The sequence below is a fragment of the Pseudomonas sp. Z4-7 genome (assembly GCF_051131965.1).
Taxonomy (GTDB): Bacteria; Pseudomonadota; Gammaproteobacteria; order Pseudomonadales; family Pseudomonadaceae; genus Aquipseudomonas.
In genome coordinates this window covers 2,937,931-2,954,339 of the sequence record NZ_CP071642.1, presented here as the reverse complement: position 1 = coordinate 2,954,339, position 16,409 = coordinate 2,937,931, and the positions used below count along the sequence as shown (strand labels likewise).

Sequence of the window (16,409 nt, the reverse complement as noted above, 5' to 3'; positions counted from 1 at the left end):
AAATCGATTGCGCTGGAGACCTGGGTGCGGTCAATCGCGCAACTGGATCCAGGTGGTCTTGAGTTGCGTGTACTTGTCGAAAGCATGCAACGACAGATCACGGCCAAAGCCCGACTGTTTGCCGCCGCCAAAGGGCACGCTGACGTCCAGCGCATCCACCGTGTTCACCGAAACAGTGCCGGCGTTCAAGCGTCGCGCTACGCGATGGGCGCGGTTCAGATCGTCGGTCCACACCGAGGCTGCCAGCCCATAGATATGTTGGTTGGCCAGGGCGATGGCCTGCTCTTCGTCATCGAATACGCTGATCGCCAGCACCGGCCCGAACACTTCCTCCCGGGCCAGCTGCATGGCGGGTTGCACGTGGGTAAAAATTGTCGGCTCAATGAAATTGCGCGAGCCGTCGATACTCAACTGGCGTCCGCCGCAAACCAGCTTTGCCCCATCAGCCTGGGCCTGCTGGATGTATTGCATGATTCGCGCGGTCTGGCGCGTATCTACGATGGCCCCGGCGCGGCTCGCGGGATCGAGGGGGTTGCCGGGGTGCCACTGCCGCGCCTGATCGATCAGGCGCTCGACGAATTCGTCGTGAATCGACCGTTCCACCAGCAGCCGCGAATTGGCCGAACAGACTTCGCCCTGGTTGAAAAAGATGCCAAACGCGGCTTTTTGCGCGGCCAGATCCAGGTCCTGGCAATCGGCGAACACCAGGTTCGGGCTCTTGCCACCACACTCCAGCCAGACTTGCTTGAGGTTCGATTGCGCCGAGTACTGCATGAAGCACTTGCCGACCTCCGTGGAGCCGGTGAACACCAGCGAATCCACGTCCGGATGCAAGCCGAGTGCCCTTCCCGCCTGCTCGCCCAGGCCCGGCAAGACGTTGAGAACCCCCGGCGGCACTCCCGCTTCAAGGGCCAGTTCAGCCAGGCGCAAGGCCGAAAAAGGTGACTGCTCGGCGGGCTTGAGCACCACGCTATTGCCCGCTGCCAGAGCCGGCGCAAGCTTCCAGGCGGCCATGTCCAACGGAAAATTCCATGGCACTACCGCCGCGATCACGCCAAGCGGTACGCGGGTAATGGTGGCCAGGACATTCGACGCCGAGGGAGCCACCTGATCGTAGAGTTTGTCGAGGCTTTCGCCATACCAGGCGAACACATGGGCGGCGCCAGGCACGTCGATATTCCACGCGTCCATCACCGGCTTGCCCATGCTGACGGAGTCGAGCAGCGCCAATTCCTCGCGATGGGCGAGCATCAGTTGCGATAGACGCAGAAGCACCGCTTTGCGCTCGCTCGGCGCCATGCGCGTCCAAGGGCCTTGCTCGAATGCCTTGCGTGCACTGAGTACCGCAAGGTCGACGTCCGCCTCGGCGCAGGCGGCGACCGTCGCCAGCAGCGCGCCATTGGCCGGGTTGATCACCTCGAACCGTCCACCGCCGATAGCTTCGTGCGGTACGCCGTCAATCAGCGCCTTGTCACGCAGACGCAGTTGGGCGGCCCGAGCCTTCCAGTCATTAAATTCGTTCACGGGTAATTCCTTGGATCAAACGTCATTGGGTTCGCTGAGGTAAATCGCCAGGCGGTCCATCAACCGGTCGCAGGCAGCCATTTGCTCAACGCTCACGTATTCGTCGGGCTTGTGCCCCTGGTCCATGCTGCCGGGCCCGCAAACCACCGTCGGGATACCGGCCTGATCAAACAGCCCACCTTCGGTGCCGAACGCCACGGTGCCGAAGGCCTCGCTGCCGCACAGCCGGGCTATGAGACGCGCGGCTTCGCTGTCCGGCGCAGTCGCCAGGCCCGGGTAGGCGGACAGGTGTTCGAAACGAATCGCGGTGTCGGCGCTAACCGCGCGCATCCTCGGCAGCAGCGCCTGTTCGGCGTAATCCTGCAATTTCTCGACCACCCCCTGCGGGGCAAAATCCGGCAAGGCGCGCACCTCGAAATCGAAGCGGCAGTCGGCCGGAACGATGTTCAATGCGGTCCCGCCCTGGATCACGCCGACCTGCACGGTCGAGTAAGCCGGATCAAAGCGCCCATCGTGTCGCGACGGTTCGGCCAGCTCTGCGCCGATCTCTCCCAGCCGACCGATCAGGCGCGCCGCCTGCTCGATGGCGTTGACCCCATAAGGCGCGTAGGCCGAGTGACACGGTGCGCCTCGGACGTGGCAACGCATCGCCAATTTGCCTTTATGACCGAGCACCGGTTGCAGCTCGGTGGGCTCACCGATCAGGCACAAGGCCGGTTGCGGGATGCGTTGCGGCAGCACCTCCAGCAGACTGCGCACGCCCAGGCACCCAACTTCTTCGTCATAGGAAAACGCCAGGTGCAGCGGGCGTCTGAGCGGGCTGGACAGGAATGTCGGCACCGCCGCCAGCATCGAGGCCAGGTAGCCTTTCATGTCCGCCGTACCGCGCCCGAACAGCTTGCCGTCCATCTCGCTCAGGCAGAACGGATCAACCGTCCAGGCCTGGCCGTCCACCGGCACCACGTCGGTATGCCCGGACAACACCACACCGCCAGGCACCGACGGGCCGATGCTCGCCAACAGGTTGGCCTTGGTGCGCTCGGCGTTGTAGATCAGCTCGCTGCTTACCCCCAGGCCTTGCAGGTAATTGCCCACGAACTCGATCAGCGCCAGGTTCGAATCACGACTGACCGTGGCAAAGCCCACCAGCTCGGCGAGCAATGCGCGACTGCGCAACTCACTCATCGCCCGGCACCCCGTAGCTTGGTGCCAGGGTCGGGTTGAGCGCGCGGGTCAGGTAGTCCTGCAGTTGCGGTTGATAGGCGAGCCAGAGTTTTTCCAGTTCGCCGATGGGATTTTCGTCGGCCCAGTCCACCCGCAGATCGACGATGGGCCAGGTCAGGTCATCCACCACCGACAGCGCTGCCGAATGCACCGCACCGGCCTCTCCACCTGCGGCCTGCCCAGCCTGCAACGCCCCAAGCAGGCGTGACGCGAGACTGCCCTCGCCCTGCTCGAACGCCGCGACCATGGCCGCGATGACCCCGTCGCTCGCCAGCAGATTGCCGGCCGCCACACACTGCTCACCTGGCTGGGCGCCGTGAATACCCAACGCGTGGCGACCGCTGAAGACCGCCGTACGTCCCTGGGCATCCACCACCGCGACCTGGCGATATTCGCTATAGCCGTTACGCGCCAAGGCATGATCCAGCGCCTCTTGCGCCGTCTGGCCGGCGGCCAGTTCATCAAGAATCAGCGGCCCCAGGGCCGGCAAAGTGATGTTCTGGCTCGACACGGCACCGGCACCGGCCCGCAGCCAGGGGCAACGGGCGCCGACGGCGATGCTCGATGAGCTGATGGCGATGCCCAGCTGGCCGGTCTCGGCGCAGCGCCCAACGATGGAAAACGTCATGTCGTGCTCCTCATTCGGGAATGACCGCAATCACGTCGATTTCCATCAGCCACTGCGGCTGGCCGAGGGCGCTGACCACCAGCCCGGTGGAAATCGGGAACACGCCCTTGAGCCATTTGCCGACCTCCTGGTACACCGGCTCGCGGTAGCGCGGGTCGATCAGGTAGGTGGTGGTCTTGACGATATGGCTCAGGTCGCTGCCGGCTTCCTCCAGCAGTTGCTTGACGTTGCGCATGGCCTGTTCGGCCTGGGCCCGTGGGTCGCCGAGGCCCACCAGTTGGCCGTTGAAGTCGGTGCCGACCTGACCGCGCACGTACACGGTATTGCCGGCGCGAACCGCTTGGCACAGGTCGTTGTCCAGCGTCTGGTTCGGATAGGTGTCTTTGGTGTTGAACATGCGGATGCGAGTATGAGTAGGCATCAACGGACTCCCATGAGGCTGGTTTTCGAAGGTTGCGACTGGCGCTGGGAGGCATCCCGGTAATCGAGATACGTGCGCTGCTTGATGATGTGGTCGCTGATGTGCCGGGCGTCGTGCCATACGCCCCAGATAAACGCCGAGCCCCGCCGCGACAGCCATGGCAGGCCGACAAAATAGAGGCCCGGCTCGCTGCAGACCCCGCGCTGATGCCGTGGCTTGCCGTCGGCTTTGAACGCATCGACTTTCAGCCAGCTGTAATCCACCGAATACCCGGTGGCCCAGATGATGGTGCTGATGCCCGCCTCGATCAGATCCAGTTCCAGGATCGGCTGGGTCATGCATTCGGGGTCGGGCAACAACCGACGTGCCTCGGGCTCGGGCGGCAGGTCCAGGCCGTTGCGCGCGATGTAGGCATCGGCGGCGTCAAGCAGTGCCAGGTAGTTTTCATCGCCACGGGCAATGTTTTCATTGAGGTTGGGTTCAAAACTCACCGTGCTGCCGTTGAACGCGCGGGTGAGTCCCACCAGCGTGATGCCCTCATGGGCCAGCCGCCGGAAATCCACGGTTTGCCCGCCCCGCGCGCCACTCACGGCGATGGTCACGTGCTCCTTGCCCGGCTTGACCGCTTCGGCGTCCCACTCGCCCAGCACCCCCAGCCACCAGCAGAAATCGCGGTTGCGATAGGCCCGCGGCGGACGATCATGGGCGCCCACCGAGAGGTAGACCCGCTTGCCGGCGCGCTGCAATTCATCGGCGATCTGCACCCCCGACGACCCGGCGCCGACCACCAGCACAGCGCCTTCGGCCAACTGCGCGGGGTTGCGATATTGCGCCGAATGGATCTGCGTCACCGTGGCCATGTCAGGCGCGATGGGCGGGATGACGGGCCGCTGAAATGGCCCGGTGGCGACCACCACGTTGGTAGCCTCGATCCGGCCGTCCGACGTTTCAATGGCGAAGCCCGGGCGACCGGCATTGCGCTCGACGCTGCGCACCTCCACGCCGGTGCGGATCGGTGCGTCGAATTTGCGCGCATAGGCTTCGAAGTACTCGGCCACCTGGTCCTTGGAAGCAAAGGCGTCCGGATCGAGCCCTTCGAATTCCAGTCCTGGAAAGCGGTCATGCCAGGCCGGGCCATTGGCAACCAGCGAATCCCAGCGCGCCGTGCGCCAGGCTTCGGCAATGCGGTTGCGCTCCACCACCAGATGCGGCACGCCCTGGCGGCTCAAATGTTCACTCATGGCGACACCGGCCTGGCCGGCGCCTATTACAAGCGTATCGATAAGTAGGGTTTCAACGGGCATGTCTGGGCACTTCCGGCAGAGGGTCTGGTTCAGGTCGGCATGGCGCCGCCTCGGGTTCTGGTTTCTTGTTGTTCGAAACGAGCTGTCGAGGCGATTGTGTTGGCAGGTGGGGATTTGCGAAACGAGGCTTTTTATTGCGGCTGGGAAGGAAAAAACTGGCAGGCAAAAAACTGCGCCAAGCAAGGGCGGCGCGGGCAAAAAAACGGGCAGATAAAAGCGCTTTAACGGTGCATTCAGACCGGTCGAGCCGCAAACGCCTTGAGCTCGGTTTCTCGTGTTGGCGTTGAACGGCTAGGTATCCAGCCACGCCTGAGCAAATTGTACAAAATCGCAAAATACTTATACAAAATGCTTTAACTCGTACAATCCATGCAGTACGCTCCGAAAAACTTGTACACGAACAACATTATGTACAACTTTCGGAGCCTGACATGTCTGCATTTCTCAAGGGTTTCGCCCACGCCTTCGCCGCATTGGACGCCAGTCGCCTGGACCAGCTCGACAGGCTCTACAGCGCCGACGTGCTGTTCCAGGATCCGTTGCACCGGATCGAAGGCCTGCCTGCCCTGCGCGAATATTTCGCCCAGCTCTACGCCAATGTCAGCGACCTGCACTACGACTTCCATGGATATGACGAAACCGCTCCCGGCGAAGGTTACCTGCGCTGGACCCTGCGCTTTCGGCACCCACGCTTGAACGCCGGCGCGCCGGTTGAATTGCCCGGCTGCAGCTACCTGCGCTGGAATGATCGGGTCTATTCGCACCGGGACTTCTTTGATGCCGGCGCCCTGCTCTACGAGCACTTGCCCGTGTTCGGGCCGCTCATTCGCTGGCTCAAGCGGAGGCTGGCATGAGCCGCATCTGGCTGACCGGCGCCAGCAGCGGCATCGGTGCCGAACTGGCGAAGGTGTTGCTTGAACAAGGTCATCGCCTGGCGTTGAGCGCGCGGCAAGCCGGCCCGCTGCAAGCATTGGCCGACCGCTATCAGGATCAGGTCCTGGTGCTCCCGGGCGACTTGACCGACCGGGATCAGGTAGTCGCGATCATCCAGCACATCGACCGGGAATGGGGCGCCCTCGATCAGGTGATTCTCAACGCCGGCACGTGCGAATACCTGGAGCCGGGACACTTCGACGCGCGCCTGGTGGAACGGGTGCTCAATACCAACCTGCTCGGCACCTGCCACTGCCTGGACGTCGCCCTGCCCTTGTTGCGTCGAGGCCAGAACCCGCATCTGGTCGCGGTGTGCAGCGCAGTGACCTGGCTGGCCCTGCCGCGCGCCGGTGCCTACGGCGCATCCAAGGCCGCGTTGCGCTACCTGTTTGAATCGTTGCGCATCGACCTGGCCGACGAGGGCATCGACGTCACGCTGGTGAGCCCCGGATTCGTTGATACGCCGCTGACCCAGCGCAATGACTTCGCGATGCCCATGTGCTGGCCGGCCGAACGCGCGGCCCGGCACATCGCACGGCGACTGCCTGCCCGCCCACTGGAAATCGCGTTTCCGGGGTTGTTCATCGTGGTCATGCGTCTGCTCGGGCATCTGCCCGCACGCTGGCGGCTGGCGCTCGGCCGGCGCCTGGCGCGCAAATCCGGGGAGGCTTGAAGCATGCGCATCGCAATTATCGGCAGCGGTATCTCGGGCCTCACCTGCGCCTATCTATTGTCTCGCCAGCATCAGGTCAGCCTGTTCGAAGCCGACAACCGGATCGGCGGGCATACCCATACGGTGGATGTCGAATGGGCGGGCCAGCGCTATGGCGTAGACACCGGCTTCATCGTGTACAACGACTGGACCTACCGCAACTTCATTCGCCTGATGGACCAGTTGGGCGTGGCTTCGCGCCCGACGGAGATGAGCTTTTCGGTGCATGACCCGGCCAGCGGCCTGGAATACAAGGGCCACACCCTGGGCAGCCTGTTTGCCCAACGACGCAACCTGCTGTCGCCGGGGTTCTGGGGCATGCTCCTGGATATCCTCAGGTTCAACCGGCAGGCGACCGCAGACCTGCTGGCGCAGCGCATCGATGCCTCGACCCGGCTGGGAGATTACCTGCACGCGCAAGGTTACGGCGGACGTTTCATCGAGCAATACATCCTACCCATGGGATCGGCGATCTGGTCGATGTCACCGGCTGGGATGATGGAATTCCCGCTGCAGTTTTTCCTGCGTTTCTGTCACAACCACGGCCTGCTGTCGGTTGATCAGCGTCCGCAATGGCGGGTGATCGAAGGCGGCTCGCGCGGCTATATCGAGCCGTTGTGCGCGGGTTTTCGCGAGCATATCCACCTCGATTGCCCGGTGCGCCGGGTAAGCCGCGACGCCGATGGGGTCACCGTGCACAGCCGTCGTGGTATCGAACGGTTCGACAAGGTGGTATTCGCCTGCCACAGCGACCAGGCCCTGGCTTTGCTGGAAACAGCCAGCGTCGCTGAAGCCGAGGTGCTCGGTGCGCTGGCCTACGCCCGCAACGAGGTGCTGCTGCATACCGATACCCGCCTGTTGCCGCAGCGCCGAAATGCCTGGGCGAGCTGGAACTATCGGCTTGGCGGCCCGCCCGAGGCGCCGGCCGCGCTGACCTACAACATGAACATCCTCCAGGGCCTGGATGCCCCCGTGACGTTTTGCGTGAGCCTCAACCAAAGCGAGTCGGTGGACCCGGCCCAGGTACTCGCGCGCTTCGACTACGCCCATCCCCAATACAGCCTCGCCGGCGTGGCCGCACAGGCACGCCAGGGCGATCTGCAAGGACGCCAGCACAGCTATTTCTGCGGTGCCTACTGGGCCAACGGTTTTCATGAGGATGGCGTGGTCAGCGCGCTTGCCGTGGCGCGGCATTTCGGAGAAACCCTTTGAACAGCAGTCTGTGTCACGGCTGGATCGGCCACCGGCGCCAGACGCCACGGGTGCACGCGTTCCGCTACCCGATCGGCATGCTTTACCTGGACCTCGCCGAGCAGGAACAGGTGCTCGGCCTGTCGCGCTTGCTGCGCCCGTGGCGCATGGCCCCATTGTGCTGGCGTGAACGTGATTACCTGCCGGCCCTGACCCGTGAAGGTATTCCGCTGATCCAAGCGGTGCGGACGATCATCGAGCAGGCTCTGGGATCGGCTCCCAAAGGCGCGATCCACCTGCTGACCCAACCGCGCAGCTGGGGCCTGTCGTTCAACCCGGTGAGCTTCTATTTCTGCCACGAAGCCGACGGGCGCCTGGCGGCAATTCTCTGCGAAGTGCGCAACACCCCCTGGCGCGAGCGCCACCATTATGTGTTGCCGGCAAGCCCTGGCGAGGCCCATGCGTTCCAGGTCGCCAAGGCGTTCCATGTTTCACCCTTCCTGCCACGGGACATGGATTACCGCATGCGCTTTTTGATCCAGGACACCTGCATCCTTGTACGCATGGAGAACTGGCGTGCCGGCAACAAGGTGTTCGAGGCCGACCTTGCCTTGCAACGTGCGCCCCTGGACGCGCCGGCATTGCGTCGTTATTTCCTGGCCTTCCCGTGGATGAGCCTGCGCACCGTTAGCGCCATTTACTGGCAGGCGCTGCGCCTGCTTTTCAAACGCACGCCCCTGCACGACCACCAGGCCAGCCATGGCGACCTGAGTGTCGGCGAACCTGTCCATGAGGATCCTGACGATGTCCGAACCCACCCTGAGCGTCACTAAGGCCGGCGGTACCTGCCCATTGAGCGGCGGTCTGTTCAAACAGGCCGTACTCGCGCAACTGCGCCGTTTGCGTCATGGCCACCTGCGCCTGATGCTGGAGGGCGAGCCCCTGAGCTTCGGCGACGCGACCAGCCCATTGGTGGCCGACATCGAGATACTCGACAACGCCGTTTGGGGCATGGTCGCTGGCAACGGTTCGATCGGTGCCGCCGAGGCTTACATTCAGGGTTACTGGCGCAGCAATGACTTGACTGCCGTCACTCGCCTGTTCGTCGCCAATCTCAGCGTGCTCGACGCGATGGACAGCGGCCTCGCTCGCCTGGGGCGGCCGTTGCTGCGCGGGTTGCACTGGCTCAACCGCAACAGTCGCAAAGGCTCGCGGCGCAACATCATGGCCCACTACGACCTGGGCAACAGCCTGTTCGAACGCTTGCTCGACCCGACCATGATGTATTCGGCGGCCATGTTCGAAAATCCCGACCAGAGCCTCGAACAGGCGCAGATCAACAAACTCCAACGCATTTGCCGCAAGCTCGACCTGCGCCCAGGTGACCATCTGTTGGAGATCGGCACCGGTTGGGGCAGCCTGGCTATCCATGCCGCCACCCACTATGGCTGTCGGGTCACCACCACGACGCTTTCCGAGGAGCAGTACGCGCACACGTGCCAACGTGTCGAGGCGCTCGGCCTGCAACAGCGCATCGAAGTGCTGCGCAAGGACTACCGCGACCTGGAGGGACGCTTCGACAAACTGGTGTCGATCGAGATGATCGAAGCGGTCGGCCATCGCTACCTGCCCGAATACTTCCGCTGCTGCGCCGCGCTACTCAAGGACGACGGGTTGATGCTGTTGCAAGCCATCACCATCCGTGACCAACGCTACGAGCAGGCCCGCCGCTCGGTGGATTTCATCCAGCGCCACATTTTTCCAGGGGGCGCGTTGCCCTCGCTGTCGGTGTTGTTGCAAACCGCCAGCTCCCAGACGCCGCTCAACCTGTTGCACCTGGAGGACTTCGGCGAGCACTACGCGCGCACGCTACGGCACTGGCACGACAACTTCCGGCAATCGCGCCAGGCCTTGCTGGAGCTGGGTTATGACGAGACGTTCCAGCGCCTGTGGGAGTTCTACCTGTGCTACTGCGAAGGCGGATTCCAGGAGCGTGCGATCGGTGTCGCGCAACTGCTGTTCGCTGCGCCAGCGGCTCGCCCGGTGCCCTTGCAGGAACACCTGCAAGGATGAAGAGCCGCAGCTGGTTGATAGGCAATGCGCTCTGGCTGCAATTGGGCTGGTGGGGCTGTGTATTGGGTGCGCAACAGCCCGCATGGCTGCTGGCGGTCGTCGCCGGGTTAGGCGTCCACCTTGGGTTGTGTCCCGATCCGAAAAGCGAGTGCCAGGCGCTGTTGCGTGTCGGGGCGAGCGGGATGCTGTTGGACGGGAGCCTCGGCGCCCTGGGCCTGTTCGGGTTCAACGAGAGCCCCTTGCCCTTGTGGCTGGCCCTGCTCTGGCTGGTCTTCGCCACGGGTTTACGGCATAGCCTGGCCTGGGCAGGAAGACCCGTATGGCGTGGCGCCCTGGCGGGCATGCTCGGTGGCCCTCTCGCCTATTGTGCCGGCGCTCCGCTGGCTGGCGTGACGCTGCCGCTGGGCGTAACCGGCACCGCGTTGATCCTGGCACCGTTATGGGCGATGTGGCTGCCATTGGCCGTGCGTCTGGCCGACCCGCGCTGATCCGGCGCGGCGGTTCTTACCAAGGCTCATCGAGGAAAATCGGCAACCGTAACGGCGCGATCGGCTCTTCACGCTGGCCGCACATTTCATCATGGACGACCTGCTGCACCAGCATGCAAGGCAAGCGTGGAACGTCACGCAGCAGCTCGCGCAGATGCGTCGTGGAGCGCACATGCAACGTACGCCCCGACTCATCGAGCAATGTGCGTGTTTGTCCATCCAGCTGAGCTCGCAGCAGGTAGATGCCGCCCTCCAGCGACAGCAGCTCCAGCCCGACGACTCGCCCCTCCACAGCCAGCGCAACCAGATCCTTCAGGGTCATGGCGTACTGCTCCTGGCGCGGGTTGGATCAAGCCCGAGCAAACGCTGACGCAGTTCGGGTTCACGGGTACGAGGATCAAGCCAGATGGCAAAAAAATGTCGGGCAAACAGCGGATCGTTGACCTCGTGAGATAGGCGCCCATCGACATAAAAGCGTGCCCCTTTTCCAGGCAGGTTCAGCCCGGTGATTCGGGTGCCAGGCTTGACGTCGACAAAGGCCCGCCGCATATGCGCCGCCCAGGCGTCCAGGCGCTGCGCCCCGAAGGGCGTAGCGCTGACGCGCTGGATTTCTTCGAGACTGGTTTCAACCAGGGCGTGCCGGGGGATCGTGCGTCGGTAAACCAGTTCCAAGGCAAAAGGAGTGTCCAGGCTCGGAGTAGGCGCCGCGCTCCAGAGCCGGGCCTGATAGAGATCAAAACCATACCAGCGAAACTCCGCCTCACCGACCAGACGGGCTTGGGGCAACTCAGCCCGCCAATCCGCGGCGGCGTGGTTGGCGCACAACGCCAAGGCGAGACTTACGATAGCGAGCAGCCCTCTGTCGGCTGCGAAAAAGCTGTGCATTGACGAATTTCCGGATTCTCAGAGGCCTCCGATAATTGTACAAAATGCACAACTTGTACAGATACTGTATAAAAATTGCAGGACGCTTCGCTAAACGCTTTCCTGCACATCAACCTGAAGCGGAACCACTCTCCTGGTCACCGGCCCTGTCGGCGCGGTCGTTGCGGCCTCGACCAAGGCATCGACCAAGGCATCGACAGCCTGTTCGGCCAGCGTCACCACCGGGTGGGACAACACTGCCTGGACCAAGCCGGTTTTCAACGCTTCGCGCGTGAGCGGCGTGAGGTCATGACACACCACGACGGGCAGGCGCTGTTGCTGTGCCTGGAAGCTGCGCAAAGCCCGCAGCACTCCGGCAATGCCGCCGCCCGCCACATAAAGCCCCGTCAGATCGGGCTCAGCCGTGAGCAAGTCGAGGGTGTTGCCATAGGCGAACTCATCGTCTTCCAGGGTCAGGCGCGAGGCCAGCAGTTCCCATTCGCTCGAATGCTCCACCAGATAGCTGCGAAAGCTCAGCTCGCAGAGTTCCTGGCACTGGAAGCGCTGGCTGCTGAGCATGACCACCGCCGGTCCGGGCTGCCTGGCGAGGCGGCTGATGAACCAGCCCGCCGTACGGCCCGTGAGGCGGTTATCGAGACCGGCATAACCGGTGCCGGCGGTACTCGACAATTCCGACAGCAGCGCAACCACCGCAATGCCCGTCTCGCGCAGCTGGCCAACGGCCTCGCGTACCCGAGGATGGTCGACTGCCACCACCCCCAGGCCGTCCACCTGATCGCGCAGCGCCAGGATGCGTTGCGCCACGTTGACCGGGTCGAGATCGTCGAGATAACCGATGACCACGCGAATCCGCGCGCGGGTGCAAGTCGCGGCGGCGTTTGACAGCGCGTGAGCCAGCCCCTGGTAAAAGGGCACGCCGCTTTTTTGCAACAAGAACCCCAGACGCAACGTGGGACGGTCGTTGAGCACACGCTGCTCGATCACGCCCTTGGCATGGAAGCCCAGTCGTGCGGCGGCGGTGGCGATGCGCTGGGCGGTATCGGCCCGCACATCGGCACGCAGGTTCAGCACCCGATCGACGGTAGACAGGCTGACCCCGGCTTCGCGAGCGACATCGGCCATGGTGGGACGCAGTTTGCGCCGTGGATTTTCTGACATGTCTTGACACCTCTGCCCGGCATCATGAGGGGTTTTGACAGATTAAGCCACGCCCCCATGGCCGCCCTTCCGGCAACCCAATAGCATCAGGGCCAAGCCAATAAAAACAATGTCGCCGGAGTGCTCCATGACGATCCACATCTGCACCGCGCCTTGCTGCTGGGGCGTCGACGACGTCAGCAACCCGTTCCTGCCGCCATGGCAACGCGTGCTCGACGAGGCCGCCAAGGCCGGTTATCGCGGTATCGAGCTTGGGCCCTACGGATTTCTGCCGCTGGACGCCGGCATCCTCGAACCAGCCTTGTCCAAGACTGGCCTGCAAGTGGTCGCGGGAACGATTTTCGATGATCTGGTGAGCCCGGCCAACCTGCCCGAACTGCTGCGCCAGACCCATGGCATCTGCACGCTGCTCAAACAATTGCCGCCGATGAAGCAGCAAGCAGGCCAGCGCTTTGCCGGTCCCTACCTGGTGATTATCGATTGGGGCCACGACGCCCGCGACTACGCCGCCGGCCACTCGGACCGCGCGCCCCGCCTGGACGATGCCCGCTGGAGCGCAATGATGACGCACATTCGCGCCATCGCCGAGATCGCCTGGCACACCTACGGCATCCGTGCCGTCATCCATCCTCACGCTGGCGGCCATATCGAATTTGCCGATGAACTGGCGCGCCTGGTGGATGACATTCCCCATGAAACCGCCGGGCTGTGCCTGGATACCGGTCATCTCTATTACGCAGGGATGGACCCGGTCGCATCGCTGCGCACCTACGCCCATCGCCTGGACTACCTGCACTTCAAGGATATCGACCCGACGGTTTTCGATCAGGTGCTGAACGAACACATCCGTTTTTTTGCCGCCTGCGCCCGTGGCGTGATGTGCCCCATCGGGCGTGGCGTCATCGATTACCCGGCGTTGCACAGCCTGGTGCAAGAGCTGGGTTACCACGGCTGCATCACCGTCGAACAGGAACGCGACCCGCGCAACGCCGCGGCCAGCCTGGACGACGTGGCAGCCAGTCGCGCCTATCTCGCCAACATCGGCTTCTGACCCGCACAAGGACTTCTCTCATGATCAACGGCAGCAAAACCCTTGCACGGCCTATCCGCTGGGCCATGGTCGGCGGCGGCGAGCACAGCCAGATCGGCTACATCCACCGCTCGGCCGCCCTGCGTGATCGCCACTTCGAGCTGGTTGCCGCCGCGCTGGACATCGACCCCGACCGTGGCCGGGCCTTTGGCGAACAGTTGGGCATCGACCCAGCGCGCTGCTACGCCGACTACCTGAGCCTGTTCGAACTTGAGGCGCAACGGCCCGATGGCATTCAGGCGGTATCGATCGCAACACCCAACGGCACGCATTACGCCATCACCCGCGCCGCGCTTGAAGCCGGTTTGCATGTGGTCTGCGAGAAACCGCTGTGCTTTACCCTGGAAGAGGCCGAAGCGTTGCGAACCCTGGCGCGATCCAGAGGACGCATCGTCGGCCTCACCTATGGCTATGCCGGGCACCAGTTGATCGAACAGGCCCGGGCGCTGATCGCCGCACAGGAGCTGGGTGAGATTCGCATGGTGCACATGCAGTTCGCCCACGGTTTTCACAGCGCACCGGTGGAGGCGCAGAACCCGGCGACCCAGTGGCGCGTCGACCCGCGCCAGGCCGGGCCCAGCTATGTGCTGGGGGATGTCGGCACTCATCCGCTGTACCTGGCGAAGGTGATGCTGCCCGAGCTCAGGATCAAGCGCCTGATGTGCAGTCGGCAAAGCTTCGTCGCCAGCCGCGCGCCGCTGGAAGACAACGCCTACACCTTGATGGAATACGAAGGCGGCGCCATGGGCATGGTCTGGTCAAGCGCGGTCAATGCCGGGTCCATGCACGGCCAGAAGATCCGCGTGATCGGCTCGCGGGCGAGCCTGGAATGGTGGGATGAACGCCCCAACCAGCTCAGCTTCGAGATCCAGGGCCAACCCGCACAAACCCTGGAGCGCGGCATGGGCTACCTGCACCCCGATGCCCTGCTGGATGACCGTATCGGCGGTGGCCATCCCGAAGGATTGTTCGAGGCCTGGTCGAACCTTTATCGGCGGTTCGCCCTGGCCATGGACGCCGCCGACCGTGGCGACGCCGAGGCGCTCGCCGCCCTGCGCTACCCCGGCATCGACGCCGGCGTGGACGGCGTGCGCTGGGTCGAACGCTGCGTGGAATCAGCCAACCAGGATTCAGCCTGGGTTGCCTATTAACCCCCCGTGGCGAGGGAGCTTGCTCCCGCTCGATTGCGCAGCAATCGCAAAAAAAAGGGCCGCTGCGCAGCCCAGCGGGAGCAAGCTCCCTCGCCACGGGCAACCGGTTTTATCTCATGGAGAACAACAATGAAAATCGCCCTTGATCCCTACATGCACCGTCACCTGAGCCTGCCGGACCTGTGCCGCAAGACCGCCGAGCTCGGCTTCGAATACCTTGAACTGTCGCCCCGGGAAGACTTCCTGCCGTGGTGGGTCCGCCCACGCGCCCACAAGGAGCGCATCGCCGAATTCAAGAAAGCCTTGCGCGACCATGATCTGCAACTGGCTTCGCTGCTGCCGATGTACCGCTGGGCCAGCCCTCACGAGGATGAGCGCCGGGCCGCAGTGAACTACTGGAAGGAAGCGATCCAGGTCGCCGTGGAGATGGGGTGCACGACGATGAACTCGGAGTTCGGGCGCGGACCGTCGCCGGATCGCGGGCACAAGGTCAGTTGCTGCGGCGGCGTACACAGCCATGAGTCCAGCGAAGCGGCCTGGTGGCGCTCCATGGAAGAATTGGTGCCGATCCTGGAATCGGAGGGGGTCACATTAAACGTCGAGCCTCATCCGGAAGACTGGTGCGAGACGCTGCACCCGGCCCTGGACATGCTCAAGACCCTCGGCTCGGACAACGTCAAGTTCCTCTATTGCACGCCGCACACGTTCTATTTCGGCGACGACATGAAAGCCATGATCGCCGAAGCCGGATCGATGATCGCCCATGTGCACATCGCTGATACCTACAACCACAAGGCTTCGTCGGGGCTGCGCTACATCGTCAACCCGCCCGGGGCGAAAGTGACCGTGCACCAGCACATGGACATGCACCAGGGCGAGATCGACTGGGACCTGTTCTTCGGCGAGTTGGCCAAGACCGGCTTCGACGGCATCGTTACAGCGTGCGTGTTCGGCTGGGAAGAACGCGCGGATGACTCGGGGCGGTTCATGCGCCAGGAAATCCAGGCGTACGTGGACAAGTACTTCAAGTAGTCCGGGCCGATCAGGCGAGCAACGGCACGATACGCGGCTCGATCGCCTGTTCGCTTACCTCCAGCAACGCCAGCGTCACCGGCAGCTTGAACCGCCGCCGGCCGGCGCTGCCAGGGTTGAGGTAAAGCCGCTCGCCGCGCCATTCGATCAAGGGCTTGTGCGAATGGCCGGTGATCACCAGCCTCACATCGGCATCAAGCAGCGCCGGCACATCGGCGATGTCATGGATCAACATCACCTGCCACCCGCCGAGTTCGAATTGCAGGCTGTCGGCGATATTCCCTGCCCAATCGGCGCCGAGGTCGTTGTTGCCCCGCACTACGTGCAGCTCGCCAATGGCGGCCAACGTCTCGAGGATCTCCGGGCTGCCGATATCACCGGCATGAATAATCCGCTCGCAGCCTTGCAGCGCGGCCATTGCTTCGGGGCGCAGCAGGCCATGGGTATCTGAAATCACGCCCACTTTCATGAAACCTTCCTCCCCTACGGTGTGTCGTCAGCTGTAGCTGCCTCGTCGCAGTTAGCTAACGTGCTGAAATCGAATAGGATAGGCTGCGCGCTGAAGCGCCAAGCCCTGTCGTGTAGAAGGATATAT

18 protein-coding genes are annotated in these 16,409 nt (G+C 63.5%); 9 read left to right on the top strand and 9 right to left on the bottom strand.

The genetic code is table 11. The features are described 5' to 3' along the window. Positions 1–30 precede the first annotated feature (30 nt). From J3P91_RS13425 to J3P91_RS13405, 5 genes are read right to left on the bottom strand one after another with little or no spacing between them, the layout of a single operon-like run. The gene (locus J3P91_RS13425) at positions 31–1,524 is read right to left on the bottom strand and encodes an aldehyde dehydrogenase (protein WP_434568592.1); all 1,494 of its coding nucleotides are present in this window, start codon (positions 1,522–1,524) and stop codon (positions 31–33) included. A 15-nt stretch (positions 1,525–1,539) separates the two neighbouring features. Beyond that, positions 1,540–2,709 (bottom strand): acetylornithine deacetylase, encoded by a 1,170-nt coding sequence (argE, locus tag J3P91_RS13420; protein WP_434604796.1) that lies wholly within the window; start codon positions 2,707–2,709, stop codon positions 1,540–1,542. Further along, on the bottom strand, positions 2,702–3,376 hold the full coding sequence (locus tag J3P91_RS13415) for a DUF1028 domain-containing protein (RefSeq protein WP_434604794.1): 675 nt from the start codon (positions 3,374–3,376) through the stop codon (positions 2,702–2,704). The genes argE and J3P91_RS13415 overlap by 8 nt, the downstream gene beginning before the upstream one ends. Before the next feature lie 10 nt (positions 3,377–3,386). Beyond that, positions 3,387–3,797, bottom strand: coding sequence for a RidA family protein (locus J3P91_RS13410; protein WP_003201555.1), 411 nt, complete (start codon positions 3,795–3,797; stop codon positions 3,387–3,389). Then, positions 3,797–5,101: a flavin-containing monooxygenase gene (locus tag J3P91_RS13405; RefSeq protein WP_434604792.1), complete on the bottom strand. Its 1,305-nt coding sequence runs from the start codon at positions 5,099–5,101 to the stop codon at positions 3,797–3,799. The genes J3P91_RS13410 and J3P91_RS13405 overlap by 1 nt, the downstream gene beginning before the upstream one ends. Before the next feature lie 431 nt (positions 5,102–5,532). On the opposite strand from J3P91_RS13405, the gene J3P91_RS13400 reads away from it, so the two are divergent. The 6 genes from J3P91_RS13400 to J3P91_RS13375 are packed head-to-tail and all read left to right on the top strand — an operon-like array spanning position 5,533 to position 10,498. After that, on the top strand, positions 5,533–5,955 hold the full coding sequence (locus J3P91_RS13400; RefSeq protein ID WP_434604790.1) for a nuclear transport factor 2 family protein: 423 nt from the start codon (positions 5,533–5,535) through the stop codon (positions 5,953–5,955). Then, positions 5,952–6,707, top strand: coding sequence for an SDR family NAD(P)-dependent oxidoreductase (locus J3P91_RS13395; protein WP_434604788.1), 756 nt, complete (start codon positions 5,952–5,954; stop codon positions 6,705–6,707). The genes J3P91_RS13400 and J3P91_RS13395 overlap by 4 nt, the downstream gene beginning before the upstream one ends. 3 nt (positions 6,708–6,710) lie before the next feature. After that, on the top strand, positions 6,711–7,958 hold the full coding sequence (locus J3P91_RS13390; RefSeq protein WP_434604786.1) for an NAD(P)/FAD-dependent oxidoreductase: 1,248 nt from the start codon (positions 6,711–6,713) through the stop codon (positions 7,956–7,958). Then, on the top strand, positions 7,955–8,770 hold the full coding sequence (locus J3P91_RS13385; RefSeq protein ID WP_434604784.1) for a DUF1365 domain-containing protein: 816 nt from the start codon (positions 7,955–7,957) through the stop codon (positions 8,768–8,770). Before J3P91_RS13390 ends, J3P91_RS13385 begins: the two co-directional genes overlap by 4 nt. Further along, the gene (locus J3P91_RS13380) at positions 8,742–10,010 is read left to right on the top strand and encodes a class I SAM-dependent methyltransferase (protein ID WP_434604782.1); all 1,269 of its coding nucleotides are present in this window, start codon (positions 8,742–8,744) and stop codon (positions 10,008–10,010) included. The genes J3P91_RS13385 and J3P91_RS13380 overlap by 29 nt, the downstream gene beginning before the upstream one ends. Further along, on the top strand, positions 10,007–10,498 hold the full coding sequence (locus J3P91_RS13375; RefSeq protein ID WP_434604781.1) for a DUF2878 domain-containing protein: 492 nt from the start codon (positions 10,007–10,009) through the stop codon (positions 10,496–10,498). The genes J3P91_RS13380 and J3P91_RS13375 overlap by 4 nt, the downstream gene beginning before the upstream one ends. Positions 10,499–10,514: 16 nt before the next feature. Here J3P91_RS13375 and J3P91_RS13370 read toward each other — a convergent pair whose 3' ends face one another. From J3P91_RS13370 to J3P91_RS13360, 3 genes are all read right to left on the bottom strand, one after another. Further along, positions 10,515–10,820 (bottom strand): DUF6482 family protein, encoded by a 306-nt coding sequence (locus J3P91_RS13370; protein WP_434604779.1) that lies wholly within the window; start codon positions 10,818–10,820, stop codon positions 10,515–10,517. Beyond that, positions 10,817–11,383 carry a chalcone isomerase family protein gene (locus J3P91_RS13365; protein ID WP_434604777.1) on the bottom strand — a complete coding sequence of 189 codons (567 nt, stop codon included), beginning with the start codon at positions 11,381–11,383 and terminating at the stop codon, positions 10,817–10,819. Before J3P91_RS13365 ends, J3P91_RS13370 begins: the two co-directional genes overlap by 4 nt. A 90-nt stretch (positions 11,384–11,473) precedes the next feature. Beyond that, the gene (locus tag J3P91_RS13360; protein WP_434604775.1) at positions 11,474–12,541 is read right to left on the bottom strand and encodes a LacI family DNA-binding transcriptional regulator; all 1,068 of its coding nucleotides are present in this window, start codon (positions 12,539–12,541) and stop codon (positions 11,474–11,476) included. Positions 12,542–12,668: 127 nt separating this feature from the next. Here J3P91_RS13360 and J3P91_RS13355 point away from each other — a divergent pair, with 127 nt between their 5' ends. From J3P91_RS13355 to J3P91_RS13345, 3 genes are all read left to right on the top strand, one after another. Further along, positions 12,669–13,592, top strand: a complete 924-nt coding sequence (locus J3P91_RS13355) for a TIM barrel protein (RefSeq protein ID WP_434604773.1) — start codon at positions 12,669–12,671, stop codon at positions 13,590–13,592. A gap of 20 nt (positions 13,593–13,612) precedes the next feature. After that, complete coding sequence (locus J3P91_RS13350; protein WP_434604771.1) at positions 13,613–14,782, top strand: Gfo/Idh/MocA family protein; 1,170 nt, start codon at positions 13,613–13,615, stop codon at positions 14,780–14,782. Positions 14,783–14,911: 129 nt separating this feature from the next. Then, positions 14,912–15,814, top strand: coding sequence for a sugar phosphate isomerase/epimerase family protein (locus J3P91_RS13345; protein ID WP_434604769.1), 903 nt, complete (start codon positions 14,912–14,914; stop codon positions 15,812–15,814). 10 nt (positions 15,815–15,824) lie between these two features. Here J3P91_RS13345 and J3P91_RS13340 read toward each other — a convergent pair whose 3' ends face one another. After that, a complete protein-coding gene (locus J3P91_RS13340; RefSeq protein ID WP_434604767.1) occupies positions 15,825–16,283 on the bottom strand; it encodes a metallophosphoesterase family protein in 459 nt (152 codons plus the stop codon). Positions 16,284–16,409: the final 126 nt, after the last annotated feature.